We start from the raw sequence: 20,316 nt of genomic DNA on the forward strand, positions 1-20,316 counted from the left end.
AAAGTAAATATCCGGGCGCAACGCCCATCAGGGGAATGCCGGGCCGGCCCGCAAGAGGGTTACTGGCCCGCCCTTCATGACTGGCCCGCCCTTCATGACGGGTCGACAGCGTCATCCGCCTGGCGGTTGACCACCACCGATGCGGCGCGCGCCCGTTTGGGCTTGGTCTTCCAGGCGGGGCCGATGATACGCATGCTGGCCACGCGCTTGACGGCCGACACCATATAGACCGCCCCGCCCACGCTCCACCAGCGTGCGCCGGCCGACTCCAGAAAGCCCCAGCGCTGCAACCATTTTTCGCTGCGGCAGGCGGGCGCGTAGCAGCCAAAACTGCTTTCCTCGACTTCCAGCGACAGCAGCTTGAACCAGTCTTTCAGACGCGGCAGCGACACCTGGGCCGATGGCGGCTGGGGCAGCCAGGGTTCCATGCCGGGCATGCGCGTGCGCGCGCCCCACATGCTCCAGGGGTTGAAACCCGAAATCACCACCCGCCCTTCGGGCACCAGCACGCGTTCGACTTCGCGCAGCACGTTGTGCGGGTCCTGTGTGCATTCAAAGGCATGCGGCAGGATCAGCAGGTCGACGCTTTGGGATTCGAACGGCAGCGCTTCGGGTTCGGCCAGCACCACGCGAGACTGCCAGTTGGCGATGCTTTCCGCCGTCGGGGTCTCGGTGCCTACATAGCCCTTGAAAGGCATGCGGTTGGCGCGCAGCAGGTTCATGTCGGCCATCCCGACCTGCCAGGCGTAATATCCGAAGACATCCGCGACAGCCGCGTCAAACTGGGCCCGTTCCCAGGCCAGGGCGTACTGCCCCGGTGGCGTCTGGAACCATTCGGCCAGTTCTACAATCGGCGGTGTTTCTTCTGCCACGTTCTATTCCTTCGAATCTCATGCAAGCCTTGACCGCCCCCGCAGGCGGCCGCGAGCGCCATGCCGCGGTCTTGCCTCTACCCGCTTTCTCTGACAACTACATCTGGGCCATCGTCCACGGTGAAAACGCCGCCGTGGTGGACCCGGGCGAAGCCGGTCCGGTACTGAAATGGCTCGAGCAAGAAGGCTTGAGGCTGCGCGCCATTCTACTCACGCACCATCACGGCGACCATGTGGGCGGTGTGCATGAATTGTCACGCATCGGGGACCTTACCGTATACGGTCCGGCGCGGGAACGGCTGCCGCGCTGCGACGTGCCGCTCTCGGAAGGCGACCGCGTGCTGCTGCCTGAACTGGACCTGGACTTGGGCGTGCTGGACGTGCCGGGCCACACCGCCGGCCACATCGCGTACACCGGCCGGGCGGCCGGAATAGAACCCGTTTTATTCTGTGGCGACACCCTGTTTGCGGGCGGCTGCGGCCGGCTTTTCGAGGGAACTCCTGCGCAAATGCATGATTCCTTGGAAAAATTTTCCGTTTTACCGCCAGATACACAGGTTTTTTGCGCACACGAGTACACTCTAGCGAACTTGCGCTGGGCATTGGCTGTGGACCCCGCCAACCGCACCCTGCAACAGTGGTATCAGCGAGCCCAGCAACTACGAGCAGAAAGTCTTCCCACGCTTCCGTCGACCATCGGTCAGGAACGCGAGACGAACCCGTTTTTGCGCACGCAGCAAGTCGACGTCATCCGAGCCGCAGCCAGCTGGGCCGGACGCAATCAACCTACGCCGGTAGAGGTCTTCGCCTCCCTGCGTGAATGGAAGAACGATTTCAAGTGACCGCCTGATGAATCTATCCCGACTCCTTCTGCCACTCATGTTGGCAGTCCTCGCCGGTTGCGCAGGAACMAAAGCCCCCGATAGCAAGAACCTCACCACCAATTCCCAAGGGCGTTACATCGCCCGGGATACGTCCCGAACGGTTGACCTGACCAACCCGCCGAGCGACGCCTGGGACCGCATCCGCCGCGGTTTCGCCATCCCCAACCTGAACACCGACCTCTCGCAGCAGTGGACCGACTATTACGCGTCCCACCCCGAGGCCGTTCAGCGCATGGCCGAACGCGCAGGCAAATACCTGTACTTCATCGTTGACGAGATCAACCGCCGCGGCCTGCCGACGGAACTGGCGCTGCTGCCCTTTGTGGAAAGCGCCTATAACCCGACCGCCCTGTCGCGCGCCCAGGCCTCCGGCCTGTGGCAATTCGTGCCGGCCACCGGCACGCACTTCAATCTGAAGCAAGACTGGTGGCGCGACGAACGCCGCGACCCCATCGCGTCGACCAACGCCGCGCTGGACTATCTGGAAAAGCTGTTCGAGATGCAGGGCGACTGGTACCTGGCGCTGGCGTCCTACAACTGGGGCGAAGGCTCGGTGCAGCGCGCCATGGCCAAGAACGAAGCGGCCGGCCAGAACACCGACTACCTGTCGCTGAACATGCCGGATGAAACCCGCAACTATGTGCCCAAGTTGCAGGCCATCAAGAACATCATTGCCGACCCGCAGCGTTACGCGGTGGCGCTGCCCCCGGTGGGCAACACGCCGTACTTCGTGACGGTGCAGAAGAACAGCGACATCGACCTGGAAATTGCCGCCAAGCTGGCCGAAATGCCGCTGGACGAATTCAAGGCGCTGAACCCCTCGTTCAACCGCCCGGTCATCCGTGGCGATCACGGCCCGACCCTGCTGCTGCCGGCCGACCGCGTCGAAATCTTCAACGCGAACCTTACGAACTACAAGGGCGACCTGAGCGCCTGGAAGATCTACCACTCGCGCCGTGGCGAATCCTACGCGTCGATCGCCAAGCGTTTTGGCGTGACGGAGTCCAAGCTGCGTGAAACCAACGACATCGGCTCGCGCCAGAAGGCGGCCTCGGGCCAAGCGCTGCTGGTGCCGGGCGAACCGGGCACCGGTGGCGTGCAACTGGCGTCGCTGGCGGCTCCGGTGGGCGCTCTGGAGCAGGCGCCTTCCGACAACAAGGCCGTGGCCCCGCGTGGCCGCGCCGCGCCGGCGCCCGCCGCCCGCGTGGCCAGCGCCCGCCCGAACGTGCGCACCCACAAGGTCCGCCAGGGCGACACGCTGTTCTCGCTGGCCAAGCAGTACGGCACCACGGTTGACGCGCTGCGCTCGCTGAACAACCTGAAGGGCAGCGCGCTGAAGGTCGGCACGGCCTTGCGCGTGCCGGGCACCAACGCCCGCGGCTGACAGACCCGACTGACGGGCGCGGCTGACAGGCTCGACTGACAGCAGCCGCCTGCACGAACTCGACGGCGCCCCACCCGGGCGCCGTTTTTCCAAGCACGCGAAGCCGCCAAACTCCTTAAAATAGGCGGTCTTTTCGCAGGAAAAAAATCAAAGGAACAAACATGGGCTTTCTCGCCGGCAAGCGCATCCTGGTCACCGGGGTGCTTTCGAACCGATCCATCGCCTACGGCATTGCGCGCGCCTGTCACCAGCAAGGCGCCGAACTGGCGTTCACCTATGTGGGCGACCGCTTCAAAGACCGTGTGAGCGAATTCGCCGCCGAATTCGGCAGCAAGATCGTGCTGCCCTGCGATGTGGCCGAAGACAGCCAGATCGAAGGCGCGTTCACCGAACTGGCCCAGCACTGGGACGGCCTGGACGGCCTGGTGCACTCGATCGGCTTCGCCCCGCGCGAAGCCATCGCCGGCAACTTCCTGGACGGCCTGTCGCGCGAAGGCTTCCGCATCGCCCACGACATCTCGGCCTACAGCTTCGCCGCCATGGCCAAGGCTGCGCTGCCGCTGATGGAAGGCCGCAATGGCTCGGTACTGACGCTGACCTATCTGGGCGCCGAGCGCGTGGTCCCCAACTACAACACGATGGGCTTGGCCAAGGCGTCGCTGGAAGCCAGCGTGCGCTACCTGGCCACGGCGCTGGGCCCGCGCGGCATTCGCGCCAACGGCATTTCGGCCGGCCCCATCAAGACGCTGGCTGCTAGCGGCATCAAGGACTTCTCGGCCATCCTGAAGTTCGTGGAATCGCAAGCGCCGCTGCGCCGCAACGTCACGATTGACGATGTCGGCAACGTCGCCGCCTTCATGCTGTCGGATCTGGCCGCCGGCGTGACGGGCGAAATCACCCATGTGGACGCCGGTTTCTCGACCATCGTCCCGGGCATGGAAGACTGATCGCCTGGCGAGGCGGGGCGCCAAACGCCCCGCCTCGCCGTTCTTTCCAGCGGTTCTTTACAGCCGTTCTTTACAGCCGTTCCTTCCAGCAGTTCCTTCCAGCCGTTCCTTCCAGCCGTTCCTTCCAGCCGTTCCTTCCGGCCGTTCTTCCCCGCCGGTCTTTCCCGGCCGTCTTCCCAGCCAGGCTGCTCAGGCCGGCCGCACGATCAGCGTGGACACCTGCACATCCACCGCCGTCATCAGTTTGTGGATCGGGCATTTCTCTGCAATCCCCAGCAGCTCGTCGATCTGCGCATCAGACAGCTCGCCGTGCAGCGTCAGCTTGGCCGTCAGCCGGTAGATGCCCTTGCGTTCCTCGCCGGCGTCGCGCACCACTTCCACCCCCACCGATTCCAGCGGCAACCCCTTGCGCTGCGCGTAGACCATCAGGGTCATCGCCTTGCAGCCGCCCAGCGCGGTGTCGAAATAATCATGCGGATCAGGGCCTTCGCCTTGCGGCTGCGGCATCGCCAGCGGCAAGTCGTGGCCTTCGGCCGTCGCCGTGAATTGCAGGGTATTGGGCGCATTCTGACGGACGCGGATGCTCATGGATCACTCTCCTTGGGTGGACGCCCGGCGCGGGCGCCCCAGCCCCCGTTGTAGCACCCGCCGACGGGTTTGCTTACTGACAGAAACCTGAACTTATCGCGATGATGGGTGTCGGATATCCCTATCCGCATTCATGCACACATAAAGAGGGACTCATGAGCGCCAGACAACTACTGGATCAACTACTGCAATCGGGCCAAGGCCTGCTTTCCGACGCCACCAACCGCGTGCAAAGCGCAACCGGCGGTGCAGGCAATGGCGGCAAAGGTTCCTTTCTGACCGGTTTGGGCGGCGGCGCCTTGGGCGCGGGCGCGTTAGGCCTGTTGATGGGCAGCAAGAAGGCCCGCAAGATCGGCGGCAAAGTCGCCATGTATGGCGGCATGGCCGCACTCGGCGCGCTGGCGTATCGCGCCTACGGCGACTGGCAACGCAATCAGGCAGGCGGTGCGCCGGCCACCCCGCCCCAAACGCTGGACCGCCTGCCCGCGCCCGAGGCCGAACAGCACAGCACCGCGGTGCTTACCGCCATGATCGGCGCGGCCAAGGCCGATGGACATATCGGCCCCGAAGAACGCGCCTTGTTGGAAACGGAATTGTCCAAACTGTCGTCCGACGCCCAGGACCAGCGTTGGCTGGAAACCGAACTATCGCGTCCGCTGGACCCCGCTGCAGTGGCGAAGTCAGCGCGCACCCCGGAAATGGCGGCCGAGATGTACCTGGCCAGCCTGCTCGTCGTGGACGAGGAAAGCTATATGGAACGCGCCTACCTGGACGAACTGGCGCGCCAGCTCAAGCTGGAACCCGGCCTGAAGGAAAAGCTGGAACAGCACGCCAAGACGGCCGTGGCCTGACGGGCCTGGGCGGGCCACGCCTTACCGGCAGCAACTCACCGGCCGCACCTGGCCGGTCGCGCCTGGCGGGTCGCACTTGACTGGTCACGCCTCGCCAGCCACACCTGGCCCGCCGCGCCTCGCCGGCCGCACCTGCCCGCCGTCCCCCCATCAGTCCGCCCGCAACCCAATCGCGTCGGTCAATGCCGTATACCGGTCGATGTCGGCATTGATCATCGACTGGAATTCCCGCGGCGTGCTGCTGGCCGGCGTGAAGCCCTGTTCCCGCAATGACGCCTGCACATCTGGCCGACGCACGATCTTCGCCACGGCGGCATTCAGTTTTTCGACGACGGCAGGCGGTGTGGCGGCCGGCGCCAGCAGGCCATGCCACTGATCCAGCGCAACTCCCGCAATACCTTGTTCGGCCACGGTGGGCACGGTCGGCATCAGCGGCGAACGTGCAGGGGAAGTCACTGCCAAAGCGCGCAGCTTGCCAGCGGCAATCAGCGGTGCGGCGCTTGATGCCGTCACGATGCCCATCCCCACCTGCCCCGCCGTGACATCAGTCAGCGCCGGCCCGCAGCCCTTGTACGGCACGTGCTGCAACACCGCGCCGCTGGATCTCGCCAACATCTCGCCCGCCAAATGCTGCGGCGTACCGTTGCCGCAGGAGGCGAACGGCAAGGGCTTGCCCGGCAGCGCCGCCGCCAGCGCATCATCCAGCTGCACCAGCGGCGACGCCGCAGGCACCACAAAAACGGAAGGCACGAACGCCACGTTGATGACTGCGGTGAAATCCCGCTTGGGCGAAAAGCCCAGGTTCCGATACACGCCGGGGTTGATCGCAAACGAGCTGTTCACCATCAACAGCGTATAGCCGTCAGGCGGCGCTTCCGCGACGATGCGCGCGCCGATGTTGCCACTGGCGCCGGGGCGATTTTCCACCACCACGGGCTGGCCCAGTTGCTCTTGCAGCGAGGCGCCAATACGCCGCGCCAGCAGATCGGTGCCGCCGCCAGGTGGAAAGGTCACGACGATTGTGATCGGATGCGTGGGGAAGGATGCATCGGCAACCGCTTCACCCGACGGCGAATTGCCGCAAGCCGCCAGGGACAGCGCCGATAGTGCAAGAGACGATCGAAGCAGACGTTTCATGATGGTTCAGGCATCCAGGCCGATATCGAGCACCTTGGCGCTGTGGGTCAGCCACCCCACGGCGATCTGATCCACGCCGGTGGCGGCGACAGCGGCGGCCGTATCCGGCGTGATGCGGCCCGAGGCCTCAGTGATCGCGCGGCCGCGCGACATGGCCACGGCACGGCGCAGATCGTCCAGGCTCATGTTGTCCAGCAACACCACATCCACGCCCAGCGACAGCGCCACCTCAAGCTGCGCCAGCGTGTCCACTTCAAGCTCGATCTTGACCATGTGGCCAACGCCCGCGCGCGCACGCTGCACGGCGGTGGCGACATCCCCCGCCAGCGCGATGTGGTTGTCCTTGATCAGCACCGCGTCATCCAGGCCGTAGCGGTGATTGCTGCCGCCGCCCACGCGCACCGCGTACTTCTGCACAGCCCGCAGGCCCGGCATCGTCTTGCGGGTGCAGGTCACGCGCGCACCGTAGCTGGAGATCGCCCGCGCAATCGACGCGGTGGCGCTCGCCACGCCGCTCAGGTGGCACAGGAAGTTCAGCGCCACGCGCTCGGCAGTCAGCATGGCGCGGGCGTTGCCGCGAATACGCGCAATTTCCGTCCCCGGCGCCAGATCGCAGCCATCACGCTGCGACACGATGAATTCCAGGCTCGGGTCCATGGCGCGAAAGGCCAGCCGGGCCAGATCCAATCCGGCCAGCACCCCTTCCTGCCGCGAAACCAACCGCGTTTGCGCGATCGCGTCCGCCGGCACGATGGCGTCCGTCGTCAGGTCTCCCGCACGCCCCAAGTCTTCCAGCAGGGCCGCGCGCACCAGCGGCTCCAACATGACGTCGGGCAAGGGCGGAACAGCCAGACGGGAGGCGGTCGAGGGCGCTTCGGCTTTAATGCTCATTTTGAGTATTTGTGAGTTAAAAAAAGGCGCGCAAGGATTGCGCACCACTTATGCTAAAGACGAGCATAAGCACTGTCAAGCATCAAAGTGCACGGGACAGGGGCAGTTTGCTGCCAGCAATGGCGCGCTCGGCCAGCACATCGCGCCGGAATCGGAACAGCTTGGCCGGCCGGCCGGTGGTGCCGGTTGCCATCTCGCCCGTCTCTTCAACGAGCGCCTGCTGTTCAATCAGACGGCGGAAATTCTGCTTGTGCAGACCGCGCCCCGCCAGCGCCTCGACGGCCAATTGCAACTGCAGCAAGGTGAACTCGGCCGGCATCAATTCAAACACCACGGGCCGGTATTTGATCTTGGCCCGCAAGCGCGCAATGCCGGTCGCAAGAATGCGCCGATGATCATGGCGCATAGGCTCGCCCGGAAGCACAGCTTTGCCGCCGCCGCGCCGTGCGGCCTCGGGCACCAGCCCGGCTTCGAACAGCAGTTCGTAGCGTTGCAGCACCATGTCCTCGTTCCACGCGGCCCCCTCCAGGCCGAACGTGATCGCGGCGCGCTGATGACGGCGCGTGCGCACCGCCAGGTCGGCGCTGGCCTCGCACCACTGCGCCAACTGCGGCACGATCAAGTCCTCGACCAGCGCAGGCGTACCGGCCCGCCGGTCTTCCCAAGGGAAATAGCGATACCAGTCCTGCCACCCGACTTGCGCCACGCCGGTCTCGCCCGCTTCGCGCGTCAGGCCCAGGTAACTGACCGACATGACGCGCCCGCCCGACTCATCGGAGCGGTCGCCATCGGCGAAGGTATAGAGCTGTTCCACATAGCCCAGCGGATGATGCGTCTGGGTCTCTACCCAGGCGCGCAACCCGGCCTGCAAGGACCGATGCGACAACTCGAAAGGCCCCGCCGGCAGAGCGCGCGCATCATCCGTCGTCAACACGCGCGGCTCGCCGTTGGTCACGGCGACCAACACGGCGACGAGTTCAGCATGGACAGAGCGTTCGACGGATTCGGTCAAAGTGGGCGGGGAAATAAGGTTGGACAAGCGCTGGCCGCTAAACCGCGAGGCGCGCGAAATTATAAGGTTCTGGCCCTGCAACAGCCGCTTGCAAACGTGACAGCCGCAATGGCCGCGACGCGCGCTCCGAGACCTAAGATGAAAGCAGATATCCAGGCGCGTCGCCATCCTGGGACGCCCGCAAGCGGAGCAAGCGCCATGTTGAAAACTGCACCTGATCCCCAAGCCGTGGACAAAACCGCGGAAGACAAACCCCGCGCGCCCGTCGACCCGCGCAAAGGCACGGAAACGCTGCCGATGCCCGACCAAAGCAAACAAGTGGCGGGCATGCCACGCGATGGGCGCGCCATCGCACAACCTGGTGAACCCGGCGTCATCACACCCGAGGACGATGTGCTGGACACCTCATACGAAAACCGCAAAGGCTAAGCCCGGCGCAAGGGCTTGATAATACCCGAGCCGCTTCCTGCGGCGCGTGAAGGGGCGAGGCCGCAAGGCCCGCCCCGGCATTGGACAAGCAAGGTACGGGAAATAGGCCCACGCCTATATCAAGGCCGCGAGCCCATCCCTACACTGCAACGCTTCTCAGGCCCGCCGGGCCGCTGCCTTAGCGATCTCCAATGTTCAAGAATTCCTTTTCCCGCGTTCTCGCGGCGATGCTGTTTGTCGCCCTCTTTCCCGTCAGCCAAGCGCATTCCATGGGCATCCAGCCCGAAACCTCCGTGGTGCTCGTGGACGAAGCCACCGGCGAAGGCACGATCGGCATCAAGAACACCGGCGATGAGCCCGTGCTGTTGGTGTCCATGATCGAACATATTCAGGAAGACCAAGACGACTGGGTCACGGTGTCTCCGCCGGCCGCAGTCCTTGCCCCAGGCAAGACGCAATTGGTGCGCTTCCTGTTGACCAACGACAAGCCCTTGAGCGCGCAACGCATGAAGCGCGCCGTCTTCGAAGGCATCCCGCAATCTGGCGAGCAGACCAACAAGCTGCGCCTGACCATTCGCCAGGATCTGCCGCTCATCGCATTGCCCAAGGGCGTCGCCGCCGACAACGCTCCCTGGAAGAAGCTCGTCTGGGCGGCCCAAGACGGCAAGCTGACGGTGCGCAACCCCAGCCCCTACGTCGTTCGGATGGACCAGCAAGTCCACGTGCAGCCTTCGAACCAGCCGCTGATCCTGCCCAAGACCTACGTGTTGCCAGGCGAAACGCTGGAACTGCGCGCAGCAGGCGCCGGCTTGCAAGGCGAGACGACCGTGCGTCTGTATCCCGCCACCGTCTATGGCTATCAAGTCTCGTCTTTCGACGCACCGATCAAGCGCTGAAAATGCCACGGCCCAATTTGGGCGTGTCGAGCTTGATGATGGCTACCTCGTTCCGTCTGCGCGCCCGCGCGGCTTGCAGTGGCGCCTTTGCCGCCGCAAGCCTGATGCTCTGCGCGCACGACCCTGCAAGCGCACAGCCCGAAGGCGGCGGATTTGACCTCGAAATCCTGAAGAGCCGGGGTTTGAACCCCGCCATCGCCTCGCACTTTCAGAACGGCGCGCGTTTCCTGCAAGGCGTTCACACGGTGAGCATCTCCGTGAACGGCCGCCCGATGGGCCGCGCTCAAGCCACGTTCGACACCCAAGGCAAACTGTGCCTGACCCATGATCTGCTGACGCTTGCTCAGCTGAAGACGCCCCAGGAACAAGGCGGCGACGCGGCCCCCTGTCCTGACGCTTTCTTGCGTGCGTGGCCCACGACAACCATCGACTTGCAACCCGAGCGCATGGCGGTGGAAATCGTGGCCCCGCCCGGCGCCGTGGCCAAGCGTGAAAGCACCGTGTCCTATCAATCGGGCGGGCGTGCCGTCATCCTTAACTACGACGTGCTGTCCAGCCAGACCCGCCACCTGAGCGGCGCGAATCGCTATCTGCAGGCATACACAGAATTCGGCCTGAACGCGAACGACTGGATTCTTCGCAGCAACAACACCTACTCCAGCGTGGGCGGAAAGTCGACGTGGAACCATCTCGACGCCTATGCGCAGCGCACGTTCCACACGAAGGAAACCACCCTTCAAGCGGGGCAAATCAACCTGCAGGGCGCGTTGTTTGGCGGCGTTCCCGTCAACGGCGTTCAACTGTTTCCCGAGACCGCGCTGCAAACCCGGACGCAGGAAGGCGCGCCTATTTCAGGCATCGCCCACACCCAGGCGCGGGTGGAAGTCTTGCAAAACGGCATACCCCTGGCATCAACCATCGTGCCGCCAGGCCCCTTCACGCTAAGTGACGTGGTGCCGCGTTCGCTGACCCAAGATATCCGAGTCGTCATTCACGAGACCTCGGGCGAAGTCCGCGACTTCATCGTTCCAGCGGCCGCGTTGCAAGTCGACCGGCTGGGCGCCCCCGTCGGCTTTAGCGGCGGACTGGGCATGTTGCGCCAGACCGGCTTCTCGAATAGCGGCGCCACCCCTGTCGCATCGGCCGAGTATGGCGTCTCGCTGGGCTCTCGCGCCAACTTGACCGCGGGCGGCATGTTCAGCCGCGATTACCGCGCGATTGGCGCACGCGCCGACGTGATTCTGCCTGCCAGCGCTCAGGCAGCGCTGCAAAGCCAGTGGTCCCACAATGCCCATACGGGTCGCAGCGGCGCGCAGTTTCTGCTGTCGGGTTCCGCCATGTTGCTGCCCGGCTTGTCCTCGAACGTCTCTTTATTGCGGCGCACGGACGGCTATAGCGATATCCAAAGCGCGAGCGAAACTCGCCCCCTGCCGCACGACGATCCTCGGGCGCCTCTCTATCGCGACGACCGCGTCAAACAGCAACTCAGCGCCGGGCTGGGCTGGAGCCATTCCACCCTGGGCGGCTTCAGCGCGAACTACAGCGAATCCCTCAATACGCGGGGCCACGCATCGCGGCGCGGCATGTTGAACTGGGGCAAGACCTTTCACCGCACGAGCGTGTCTCTGTCATTTGAACGCGATGTAGGTTCCAGCCATCGCAATCAAGGCAGCTTCATGTACTTGAACCTCAGTTTTCCGCTGGGCAAGCAAAGCGTCAGTGCGTCCATGCAGCGGCAGGACAACGGCACCAGCTACGGGGTCAATACCAGCGCGGCGATTGATGACCGCACCACCTATTCGCTCTCGGCCTCCTCCAACTCCAACGGCCATGCCAGCTACGCGGGCTCGCTCGGCGTTAACTCCGCCTTCACGCAACTCAACCTTGCCGCCAGCAGCTTCAGCGGGGGATACAGTCATTCCACACGCGTACGCGGTGCGCTCGTCGGCCATGCGCAAGGGCTCAGCTTCTCGCCCTATCGCGTGCAGGACACGTTCGCCATCGCATCGGTAGGAGACTTGTCCGGCGTGCGCCTGAATACGCCCTCCGGCAGCGTCTGGACCGACCCCTGGGGCCGGGCCGTCATTCCCTCGTTACCCGCCTACCGAGACGGACAAATCCAGGTGGCCACCGCAACGCTTGCGCGCAACGTGGACCTGATCAATGGCCGTTACGGCCTGGAGCCCGCGCGCGGCTCGGTATCGGCCATCGATTTCGCGGTGGTGAAAGTGCGCCGCACCTTGTTGACTGCAACCTACCCTGGTGGAGAGGTCGTACCCAAGGGCGCCGCCGTACTTAGCGCCACCGGTTCGTTCATCACGCTCGTAGGCGGCGGCGGTCAGATATTCCTGCCAGATGCTCAGGCGCTTGCCGCGCCGCTGACCGTGGCGGCGGCTGATGGCGCCAGATGCGAACTCCTGTTCAACCTGGCGGCATCCCCTGACCTGGATGCGCTGTACGAGCGCGCGCAAGCCACCTGCGAACCGCAGTCGAATCCTGACAACGCCCCACCCGCCACAGAGGAAAATGTATGACGCCCACTCGCCGCACACACTCCACGCCGCGCCTAGCCGCGTTGATGATGACGGCCTGGCTGCTGACAAGCAGCCAGGCGGCTGCTTCGCAACCGGCCCGCTTGTCGCCCGGCCCGGCCGTGCCGTCGCAGGTTGGCTGTCAGATCAGCGTCGGCCAGAGCGTTGTGGACTATGGCAGCTTCACTGCGGGCCAACTGACCTTTCTTGAAGGCCGCCGCTACGTGCTGCAACCCCGCACGGTGCCGCTGACGATTCATTGCCCCACGCCTCGCCCCCTGGCCTTGCGCGTCACGGCGCCCACCCGCAATGACGGTGCGGCGCGTTTTGCCCAGGCGGGTGAGCTGCGGGTGGTGCTGAGCCAGGGAAGGATAGACGGCCAGGACACGCGCCTGATCAATCTGGAGATTCCTCACCACGGTCCGCAAACCCAAGTCGCGCTGCGCCCGGGCGATGTCGCTGTCATGGAACACGGCCGCAGCGGACGCACGTTCACGGCACAGATCGATCTGACGCCAGAAGTCAGAGACACCGATGTTCGCGTCCATGACCAGACTGAATGGTCTACCACCCTGCTTTTCGAATTGCTGGATGCCGAGCGCGCTACGGCGCGTTAAGCGGCGCCGCGCCACGGTGCGTCAAGCAACGCGGCACTCCACGCACTACAAGATCCCGCGCAGTTTGAACAAGGCGTTGTCTGTCGTCACACCCAGCTTTCGATAGGCGGTGGCCTTCTGGGCGCTGATGGTCTTGGGGCTGCGTCCGAACTTGGCCGCAATCTCCGAAATGGTCATCCCTTCCAACAAGCAGCGGATCACTTCGCGCTCGCGTGCAGACAAGGACGCGCCATCGAACAGGTCGCACTCGGCTGGCTGCAGTTCTTGAGGTGCAGTGGTGGCGCCCGAAAGCAGGTAAGTCATTTGGTCATCGCAGTACGTGCCACCCGCCGCGACCTTGCGCACGGCGCGTACGATTTCGTCTGCGCCGCCCCCCTTGCCCACGAAGCCATGTGCGCCCGAACGCAGGGCAAGCGCCACCGTGGCGGGGTCATAAAGGGCGGACAGCACCAGAATGCGAGCTGCGGGAAACTTGATGCGCAACGTCTTGATCAACGAGATGCCATCCATCTCGGTCGGGCCTAACGAATAGTCGATCAGCAGCACATCGGCCAACTGCGTGCTCGACGCCAAGATCAGGTCGCGGCTGGACTCGTACTCGCCCAAGACGACGATGTCGCGATTTTGCGACAGGTAGGCGGCCACCCCGGCCCGCACTACCGGGTGGTCATCAAGTAGGGCGATACGCAACGGATGAATTTGAGACGCTAACAATATGGAATTCCAAGACAAACCTAAGACTTTCCACGGCTGTTCGCTAAGCGCAAAACCAGCGTGAACAATAGTAGCGCAGCCATCTGCGCGCCCCCAGTAAAGATTAGGCCCACGCCTATATACCGGAAGCCGGCCATTTCCTAGAGTGTGTGGTTTACCCCCCCACATCTGAACTGGATGGCCATGAATCACTCAGCACGAACCCCGCACGCTCTGCGCTACCTCTTAGCCGCGAGCTTTTTGATTACTGCAACGGCCCAAGCGGCCACCTCTGCGGAACTGAAGGTCACCGGCCGCATCACGCCGCCGTCATGCGACCTTACGCTGGATGGCAATGGGCATCTGGATTTTGGCGAGCGTGCATTTAACACGCTCAGTCTCGACGGCACCAAGTTGAACGAAAAGGCCATCGGCCTGCAAGTCACCTGCGATGGCGCCACCCGTGTCGGGTTGCATGTTGTAGACAACCGCGCCAGCAGCAAGGTTCTGAAGGCTGCGCTGAACGCCAACGCGTGGGGCAGCTCCAACGCGCTGATCACTGACGACTTCATCTATGGGCTGGGTTCGGTCACCGGCGCCGGCGACACCCAGGTACCCATCGGCGGCTACATGTTTGGCTTCAAGGATGCCGACGTTACCGCGAACGGCTCCAAAGCCTACGTTGTCTACAGCGCCGACAAGCGCAACTGGAAATTCGACGTACCGCAGCGCAATTACCTCAGCCCCAATTTCACGTACTCCTTCGTGATCGGTGCTCCCAGCGCAAGCAACTACACGCCTATCGCCATTACCGCCCTCAATGGCGCGCTGACCGTCGTCCCGACGATCAACCGCTCCGGCGACTTGCCGACCAGCAGCGCCATTGCTTTCGATGGCAGCGCCACCATTTCGCTGATCTACCTGTAAAGACAACGCGGATGGCGCTCTGAGGAGCCCTCCGCGGTCGGTCACCGAAATCCGTGCGGAGGGCCTTGTGGAGCCCTCCGCTGTCGATCACCGAAACCCGTGCAGTCCGACAAAGCGTCTCCCAGGAGCCGCCCGCGCCGCGTCCTGCTTCGCGCTCGCCACGGCCACATCGGATCGTTGCTGCCATGACCCGGCATGCCTGGCAATTAGGAACGTTCATGACAACCCATCTCAAACTCGGCATTGTGCTTGCCGCGCTAACGGCTGCTGCACCCGCTATCAGCGGTAACAATCTCACCATCACTGGGAAATTGACTCCGCCCGCGTGCAACGTCCATTTTGGCAGCGACTCAACGTTCAACTTCGGCGTTATTGCGTTTAACGCGCTGGACAACAACGGCACGAAGCTTGACGGAAAAGACGCTGCCCTGCAGATCGATTGCGGCAGCCCCACGCGCGTCAGCGTTGTCGCCCAAGACAATCGTGCCGGGTCCGGCATCACCATCCAGGAAGCCCCCAGCCTGAACTGGCCGTACCAAAACCCCGAGAACGGCCCCAAATATTCCTGGGGCCTGGGCTTTGCAGACGGCAATCACATCAAGACGGGAGCCTTGATCGTCCTGATCAACCCGCCCACCACCACCATCGACGGCACGCCCTTGACCCAGGCAGGTGCGCAAAAGATCATCGCGCGGCCCACGGGCAGCAGCAGCTGGTCAGTCGCGTCATCGCATTACTCGGTCAACCTCAGCCCCAACTTTGAATATTCATTCGGCGCGGCGGGTGGCCCCCCCGGACGCATTACGAATGCCAAAGTGGCGCTCGGGCTTGCCCCCCTGATCGGGCAACCGGCAACCTTGCCCTCCGCGGACGAAATCCCCCTGGACGGCTCAATCACATTCACATTGCGCTACCTGTAGCCGGAATTTGGACTTTTAAAAGAGAGCGCTTTGCGCCAGCTCCTATGATTAAAAATCTGCCTCACCTATGCGCCTGCCTCGCCCTGACTGCGGTCGGCGGCGCCCAGGCCAACACTACGCAAACCAACCTTATCGTGGGTGGACAGATTACTCCGCCCGCTTGCAACGTCAGCGTCGATGGTGCAAGCGGGGTCGATTTCGGCGATATCCCGTTTCGAACCCTGGACCCAGACGGCACTCTGCTCAAAGAACAGCACCCCCGCCTGGAGATTGCCTGCGGCGGGCCAACACGCGTGGCGTTCACGGCACAGGACAATCGCGCGAACTCCACCATTACGCACCAGGAAGCGATCGCAGCGGGCCTGAAATGGCCCTACCAAAACCCCGAAAACGGCATGCCTCATGCGTGGGGGCTGGGCCGCATCGATGACGTCAAGATCGGCGCAGCAGTGCTACTGATTCGCCCCKAAGCCTCTCTGATTGACGGCAAGCCGCCCGCCGTCGACACCATGCAGATTTTGGCTCGCGCGGCTGGCAGCTCGTCCTCCTGGCCGGTTCATTCGGCTCAGGACAGCATCAACCTGAATTTGGTGGATGAGTATTCATTCGGCGCCCCGGCTGCCGCCGCAGCCATCACGAATGCATCGGTCAGCCTGGCGGTTCTTCCGCTGCTGAACAAACCGGCCGCACTACCCATCGCAAAAGAGATTCCGATAGACGGCTCGGTCACCTTCACGCTGCGCTACCTCTGACGCCGCCCCTTCGCGACGACTGACCGCCAAGCCGTATCAGGCGCATGCAGCTATACCGCAAGGCGGCCAGTTCCAAGACTGCGTGCTTCTTCCCCTTTTGACCCTGGATGTTCATGAATTATCTGGCACGATCCCCACACGCGCTGCGCTGCCTTTTTGCCGCGAGCGTTCTGATAACCGCAACGACTCAAGCGGCCCCCTCGGCAAACCTCACGGTCACTGGCCGCCTCACACCGCCATCATGCGACCTCACTCTGGACAGCGACGGCCAGCTGGACTTCGGCGAGCGGCCCTTCAACTCGCTCGCTCCCGATGGCACCAAAGTGGGCGAAAAGGCGATCGGCCTGCAAGTCACCTGCAACGGCGAAACCCGAATCGGGCTGCGTGTTGTCGATAATCGCGCAAGCAGCAAAGTGCCTAAGGCGGATCTGAACGTCAACGCCTGGGCTACCCCTAGCTCCATCATCACAGACGATTTCATCTACGGACTCGGAACCGTTGCTGGCGCGGATGACGCCCAAATCCCCATCGGGGGCTACATGTTTGGGTTCAAGGACCCCGACATTATGGTGAACGGCTCCAAAGCCTCCGTTATCTACAGCGCCAACCTGCAAACCTGGCGAGCCGACATCCCCTCGCGCCATTACCTCAGCCCCAATTTCACGTACTCGTTCGTGATTGGAGCCCCGGGCGGCGGCAACGGCACACCCGTTCCGATCACCTCGGTCAATGGTGCGCTGACCGTCGTCCCGACGATTAACCGCAGCAGCGCATTGCCGACCGGCACCGACATTGCTTTCGACGGCAGCGCCACCATTTCACTGGTCTACCTGTAACGCCTGTGGCCACGACGGCGCGGCAAACAAAAGGCCCCCGAATTCGATGAATTCGGGGGCCTTCATATTCTGGCGGACAGAGGGGGATTCGAACCCCCGATACGCTTTTGACGTATACACGCTTTCCAGGCGTGCGCCTTCAACCGCTCGGCCACCTGTCCTTGTCGCTTGCTGATGAACGCAACATCAACACTTCACTATGCGTAAACCAGCATTGCGAAATTTGCGAATCCGCGATTCTAGCAGATTCTGGGTAGCGGACACAAGCGAGCCCAACGTGAAAAGAAAAAGGGACGCCCTGAGGCGTCCCGGCTTCCATCATCCGGCCTTTACATCGACGCTGGCGCTTCCTGCTCACGGTAGGAACTGATCGTGCCGTCCGGCTCGGTCTCTTCCAACCTGACCTTGAAGCCCCAAAGCCGCGCCAGATGCTTCATTACCTGTTCGGCATCGTCACCCGCCAGCGGGCGGCTCCGGCTCTTCAAATGCCGCAACACCAACGAGCGGTCGGAGTCGCGGTTAAAGCGCACCACTTGGATGTCCGGCACCTGATTGTCGCGATTGTGCTGCGCGGCGAGCAGACGGCGGATGTCGCGGTAGCCCTCATCGTTATGAATGGCCGCGACTTCCAGCTTCGGATTCGATTGATGATCTGAAATGGCGAAGAAGCGGAATTCGCGGATCAGGCGCGGCGACAGGTACTGCGAGATGAAAGACTCGTCCTTGAAGTTGCGCATGGCGAAGTCCAGCGTCTTCAGCCAATCGCCGCCAGCAATGTCCGGGAACCAGCGGCGGTCTTCGGGCGTGGGCGCTTCGCAGATACGGCGAATGTCCGACATCATCGCAAAGCCCAGCGCATAGGGGTTGATGCCGCCATAGCCGCGCTCGTCAAAGCCGCGTTGGCTGACCACGTTGGTGTGGCTTTGCAGAAACTCCATCATGAAGCCGTCGTTCACCAGCCCCTTTTCGTGCAGGCGGTTCAGGATGGTGTAGTGCCAGAACGTGGCCCACCCTTCGTTCATGACCTTGGTCTGCGTTTGCGGATAGAAGTACTGGGCGATCTTGCGCACGATGCGCACCAGCTCCTTCTGCCACGGCGCCAGCTTGGGCGAGTACTTCTCAATGAAGTACAGCAGGTTTTCTTCGGGCTCCGGCGGGAAGACCGACGCATCCACGCGCGTGTCCTTGTCTGCTTCAAGACGCGGCAGCGTGCGCCACAAGTCGTTGTATTGCAGACGCGCGTGTTCCTTGCGTTCGGCCTGGCGCGCGGCCTCTTCCTTGAACGACATCGGCGCCGGCCGCTTGTAGCGGTCAACCCCGTGATGCGACAGCGCGTGGCAGGAATCCAGCAACGCTTCCACCGCATCGATGCCGTAGCGGTCTTCGCACGACATCACGTACTTGCGTGCAAACACCAGATAGTCCAGCACGCCATCCGCGTCCGTCCATTGGCGGAACAGGTAATTGCCCTTGAAAAACGAGTTGTGCCCATAGCACGCGTGCGCAATCACCAGCGCCTGCATCGTCATGGAGTTCTCTTCCATGAGATACGAGATGCAGGGGTTGGAGTTGATGACGATCTCGTACGCCAACCCTTGCATGCCGCGGCGATAGTATTGCTCGTTGCGGATGAATTCCTTGCCGTACGACCAGTGCGGATAGCCAATAGGCAGGCMCGCCGAGGCATAGGCGTCCAGCATCTGTTCCGAAGTGATGACTTCGATCTGGTTCGGATAGGTGTCCAGCCCATATTCCGCAGCGACCTTGGAGATCGCGTCGTCATAGGACTGGATCAGTTCGAACGTCCATTCGGAACCCTGGGAAATCGGCCGAGCGCCGCCAGCCGATCCCGGCTCTACGAGAGCACCCACGATGGCATTCATGCGGTTTCCTTCTTGAACAGGTCATGGAACACGGGGAAGATTTCGCCGCGATCACAGATGCGCCGCATGACGAAATGCGGCTCCAACTTCTGTTCATACTCCGCCCACAGGCTGCTCTTGCGAGCCTCTTGCGAGTCGGGAATTTCGATGTAGGCGAAATACCGGGTCGACGGCAACAGGTGTTCCGCCAGGAAGCGCGCGCTCTTGCCCGCGTCGGCGCCAAACGAATCGCCGTCGCTGGCTTGCGCCGCGTACACGTTCCACGCCGAGGGCGGATAGCGCTTTTCCAGAATTTCGCGCATCAGCTCCAGCGCGGACAGCACAATCGTGCCGCCGCTCTTGGGGTCGTAGAAGAACGTCTGCTCGTCTACTTCCTCGGCGTTGTCCGTGTGCCGGATGAAGACCAGGTCCACGTGCTCGTACTTGCGCGACAAGAACAAGTACAGCAGCGTGAAGAAGCGCTTGGCCAGGTCCTTCTTGCCTTCGTCCATGGACCCGGAGACGTCCATCAGGCAGAACATGACCGCGCGCGCCATCGGAATGGCGACCGACACGCGGTTGCGATAGCGCAAGTCCAGGTCGTCCAGGAACGGCACGCGGGCAAGACGCTCGCGGCAGTCCTCGACGTCTTGTTCCAGCGTGCGGATCTCGGCGGCGGGCGCACCCGCCGCGCGAGCCTTGGCAAGCGCTTCCTCGGCATCTTCAAGATCTGCGCGCGCCTTCACGTTCAGCGACACCCGCCGCGCCAGCGAAGACTTCAGCGTGCGGCTGATGCTCAACATGCTGGGCGAACCGGTGGTGGTGTAGCCCGCGCGCTGCCATTTCTTCTGGCTGACTTCGCCCAGCTGGTTGCGCGCCAGATGAGGCAGTTCCAGATCCTCGAAGAATAGGTTCAGGAATTCGGCCCGAGACAGGCTGAAGGTGAATTGATCTACGGCTTCACCCTCGCCCGGCTCCGAGCCGCCTTCACCCTGCCCGCCCTGCGGCCGGTCGATGGTGTCACCCTTGGCAAATTCACGATTACCAGGGTGCACCATCTCGCGGTCACCGCCCGATCCGTGCCGAAAGGTCGGCTCGGAAATATCTCGGGCGGGCAGGTTGATCTCTCCGCCTTGATCCATATCCTGAATCGAGCGGTCACGGATCATCCCGTGCACCGCCTTGCGGATCTGGTCCTTGTAGCGCCGCAAAAAACGCTCGCGGTTGACGGCGCTTTTATTGCGCCCGTTAAGACGGCGATCGATCAGTGAATTCATGATTCACCTC

Annotated in this window: 20 protein-coding genes and 1 tRNA gene; 12 read left to right on the forward strand and 9 right to left on the reverse strand. The window is 63.1% G+C overall.

The window, feature by feature from the left end; genetic code table 11:
* Positions 1-92: 92 nt before the first annotated feature.
* Positions 93-872, reverse strand: coding sequence for a class I SAM-dependent methyltransferase (locus AC1DB0_RS26495; protein ID WP_054427314.1), 780 nt, complete (start codon positions 870-872; stop codon positions 93-95).
* Between the two features lie 20 nt (positions 873-892).
* On the opposite strand from AC1DB0_RS26495, the gene gloB reads away from it, so the two are divergent.
* The 3 genes from gloB to fabI all read left to right on the forward strand — a co-directional run bounded on the left by gloB (position 893) and on the right by fabI (position 4,087).
* Positions 893-1,714 (forward strand): hydroxyacylglutathione hydrolase, encoded by an 822-nt coding sequence (gene gloB, locus AC1DB0_RS26500; protein WP_476758290.1) that lies wholly within the window; start codon positions 893-895, stop codon positions 1,712-1,714.
* 7 nt (positions 1,715-1,721) lie between these two features.
* The gene (locus AC1DB0_RS26505; RefSeq protein WP_054427312.1) at positions 1,722-3,140 is read left to right on the forward strand and encodes a transglycosylase SLT domain-containing protein; all 1,419 of its coding nucleotides are present in this window, start codon (positions 1,722-1,724) and stop codon (positions 3,138-3,140) included.
* A gap of 161 nt (positions 3,141-3,301) precedes the next feature.
* Complete coding sequence (gene fabI, locus AC1DB0_RS26510; protein ID WP_175171643.1) at positions 3,302-4,087, forward strand: enoyl-ACP reductase FabI; 786 nt, start codon at positions 3,302-3,304, stop codon at positions 4,085-4,087.
* A 189-nt stretch (positions 4,088-4,276) separates the two neighbouring features.
* Here fabI and AC1DB0_RS26515 read toward each other — a convergent pair whose 3' ends face one another.
* Positions 4,277-4,675, reverse strand: coding sequence for an OsmC family protein (locus AC1DB0_RS26515; RefSeq protein WP_054427310.1), 399 nt, complete (start codon positions 4,673-4,675; stop codon positions 4,277-4,279).
* A gap of 155 nt (positions 4,676-4,830) precedes the next feature.
* Between AC1DB0_RS26515 and AC1DB0_RS26520 the strand changes: the two genes are divergently transcribed.
* Entirely contained in the window at positions 4,831-5,526 is a 696-nt protein-coding gene (locus AC1DB0_RS26520) for a tellurite resistance TerB family protein (RefSeq protein WP_054427309.1), read from the forward strand.
* 150 nt (positions 5,527-5,676) lie between these two features.
* Here the strand turns inward: AC1DB0_RS26520 and AC1DB0_RS26525 are convergent, their stop codons facing one another.
* The 3 genes from AC1DB0_RS26525 to AC1DB0_RS26535 form a co-directional block, all read right to left on the reverse strand.
* Positions 5,677-6,663, reverse strand: coding sequence for a tripartite tricarboxylate transporter substrate binding protein (locus AC1DB0_RS26525; protein WP_476758291.1), 987 nt, complete (start codon positions 6,661-6,663; stop codon positions 5,677-5,679).
* A gap of 6 nt (positions 6,664-6,669) precedes the next feature.
* Positions 6,670-7,554 (reverse strand): carboxylating nicotinate-nucleotide diphosphorylase, encoded by an 885-nt coding sequence (nadC, locus tag AC1DB0_RS26530; protein WP_175171645.1) that lies wholly within the window; start codon positions 7,552-7,554, stop codon positions 6,670-6,672.
* A gap of 82 nt (positions 7,555-7,636) precedes the next feature.
* Positions 7,637-8,566: an NUDIX hydrolase gene (locus AC1DB0_RS26535; RefSeq protein ID WP_054427376.1), complete on the reverse strand. Its 930-nt coding sequence runs from the start codon at positions 8,564-8,566 to the stop codon at positions 7,637-7,639.
* A 198-nt stretch (positions 8,567-8,764) separates the two neighbouring features.
* Between AC1DB0_RS26535 and AC1DB0_RS26540 the strand changes: the two genes are divergently transcribed.
* The 4 genes from AC1DB0_RS26540 to AC1DB0_RS26555 all read left to right on the forward strand — a co-directional run bounded on the left by AC1DB0_RS26540 (position 8,765) and on the right by AC1DB0_RS26555 (position 13,039).
* Positions 8,765-8,995: a hypothetical protein gene (locus AC1DB0_RS26540; protein ID WP_054427306.1), complete on the forward strand. Its 231-nt coding sequence runs from the start codon at positions 8,765-8,767 to the stop codon at positions 8,993-8,995.
* Positions 8,996-9,186: 191 nt separating this feature from the next.
* Positions 9,187-9,891 (forward strand): fimbria/pilus chaperone family protein, encoded by a 705-nt coding sequence (locus AC1DB0_RS26545; protein WP_054427305.1) that lies wholly within the window; start codon positions 9,187-9,189, stop codon positions 9,889-9,891.
* A 2-nt stretch (positions 9,892-9,893) separates the two neighbouring features.
* Complete coding sequence (locus AC1DB0_RS26550; RefSeq protein WP_476758292.1) at positions 9,894-12,425, forward strand: fimbria/pilus outer membrane usher protein; 2,532 nt, start codon at positions 9,894-9,896, stop codon at positions 12,423-12,425.
* Positions 12,422-13,039: a DUF1120 domain-containing protein gene (locus AC1DB0_RS26555; RefSeq protein ID WP_054427303.1), complete on the forward strand. Its 618-nt coding sequence runs from the start codon at positions 12,422-12,424 to the stop codon at positions 13,037-13,039. Before AC1DB0_RS26550 ends, AC1DB0_RS26555 begins: the two co-directional genes overlap by 4 nt.
* 45 nt (positions 13,040-13,084) lie before the next feature.
* Here AC1DB0_RS26555 and AC1DB0_RS26560 read toward each other — a convergent pair whose 3' ends face one another.
* On the reverse strand, positions 13,085-13,729 hold the full coding sequence (locus AC1DB0_RS26560; protein WP_254600749.1) for a response regulator: 645 nt from the start codon (positions 13,727-13,729) through the stop codon (positions 13,085-13,087).
* Positions 13,730-13,930: 201 nt separating this feature from the next.
* Here AC1DB0_RS26560 and AC1DB0_RS26565 point away from each other — a divergent pair, with 201 nt between their 5' ends.
* The 4 genes from AC1DB0_RS26565 to AC1DB0_RS26580 all read left to right on the forward strand — a co-directional run bounded on the left by AC1DB0_RS26565 (position 13,931) and on the right by AC1DB0_RS26580 (position 17,167).
* Positions 13,931-14,659: a DUF1120 domain-containing protein gene (locus tag AC1DB0_RS26565; protein WP_082387269.1), complete on the forward strand. Its 729-nt coding sequence runs from the start codon at positions 13,931-13,933 to the stop codon at positions 14,657-14,659.
* Positions 14,660-14,844: 185 nt separating this feature from the next.
* A complete protein-coding gene (locus tag AC1DB0_RS26570; RefSeq protein ID WP_175171648.1) occupies positions 14,845-15,579 on the forward strand; it encodes a DUF1120 domain-containing protein in 735 nt (244 codons plus the stop codon).
* Between the two features lie 44 nt (positions 15,580-15,623).
* The gene (locus AC1DB0_RS26575) at positions 15,624-16,331 is read left to right on the forward strand and encodes a DUF1120 domain-containing protein (protein WP_476758780.1); all 708 of its coding nucleotides are present in this window, start codon (positions 15,624-15,626) and stop codon (positions 16,329-16,331) included.
* Positions 16,332-16,444: 113 nt separating this feature from the next.
* Entirely contained in the window at positions 16,445-17,167 is a 723-nt protein-coding gene (locus AC1DB0_RS26580) for a DUF1120 domain-containing protein (protein ID WP_175171650.1), read from the forward strand.
* Between the two features lie 70 nt (positions 17,168-17,237).
* On the opposite strand, the gene AC1DB0_RS26585 is transcribed toward AC1DB0_RS26580, so the two are convergent.
* From AC1DB0_RS26585 to AC1DB0_RS26595, 3 genes are all read right to left on the reverse strand, one after another.
* Positions 17,238-17,328: transfer RNA gene (locus AC1DB0_RS26585), tRNA-Ser, on the reverse strand.
* A 168-nt stretch (positions 17,329-17,496) separates the two neighbouring features.
* Positions 17,497-19,050 (reverse strand): SpoVR family protein, encoded by a 1,554-nt coding sequence (locus AC1DB0_RS26590; RefSeq protein WP_476758781.1) that lies wholly within the window; start codon positions 19,048-19,050, stop codon positions 17,497-17,499.
* Positions 19,047-20,306 (reverse strand): YeaH/YhbH family protein, encoded by a 1,260-nt coding sequence (locus AC1DB0_RS26595; RefSeq protein ID WP_054427296.1) that lies wholly within the window; start codon positions 20,304-20,306, stop codon positions 19,047-19,049. Before AC1DB0_RS26595 ends, AC1DB0_RS26590 begins: the two co-directional genes overlap by 4 nt.
* Positions 20,307-20,316: the final 10 nt, after the last annotated feature.

It is taken from the genome of Achromobacter sp. 10T422, assembly GCF_056394065.1.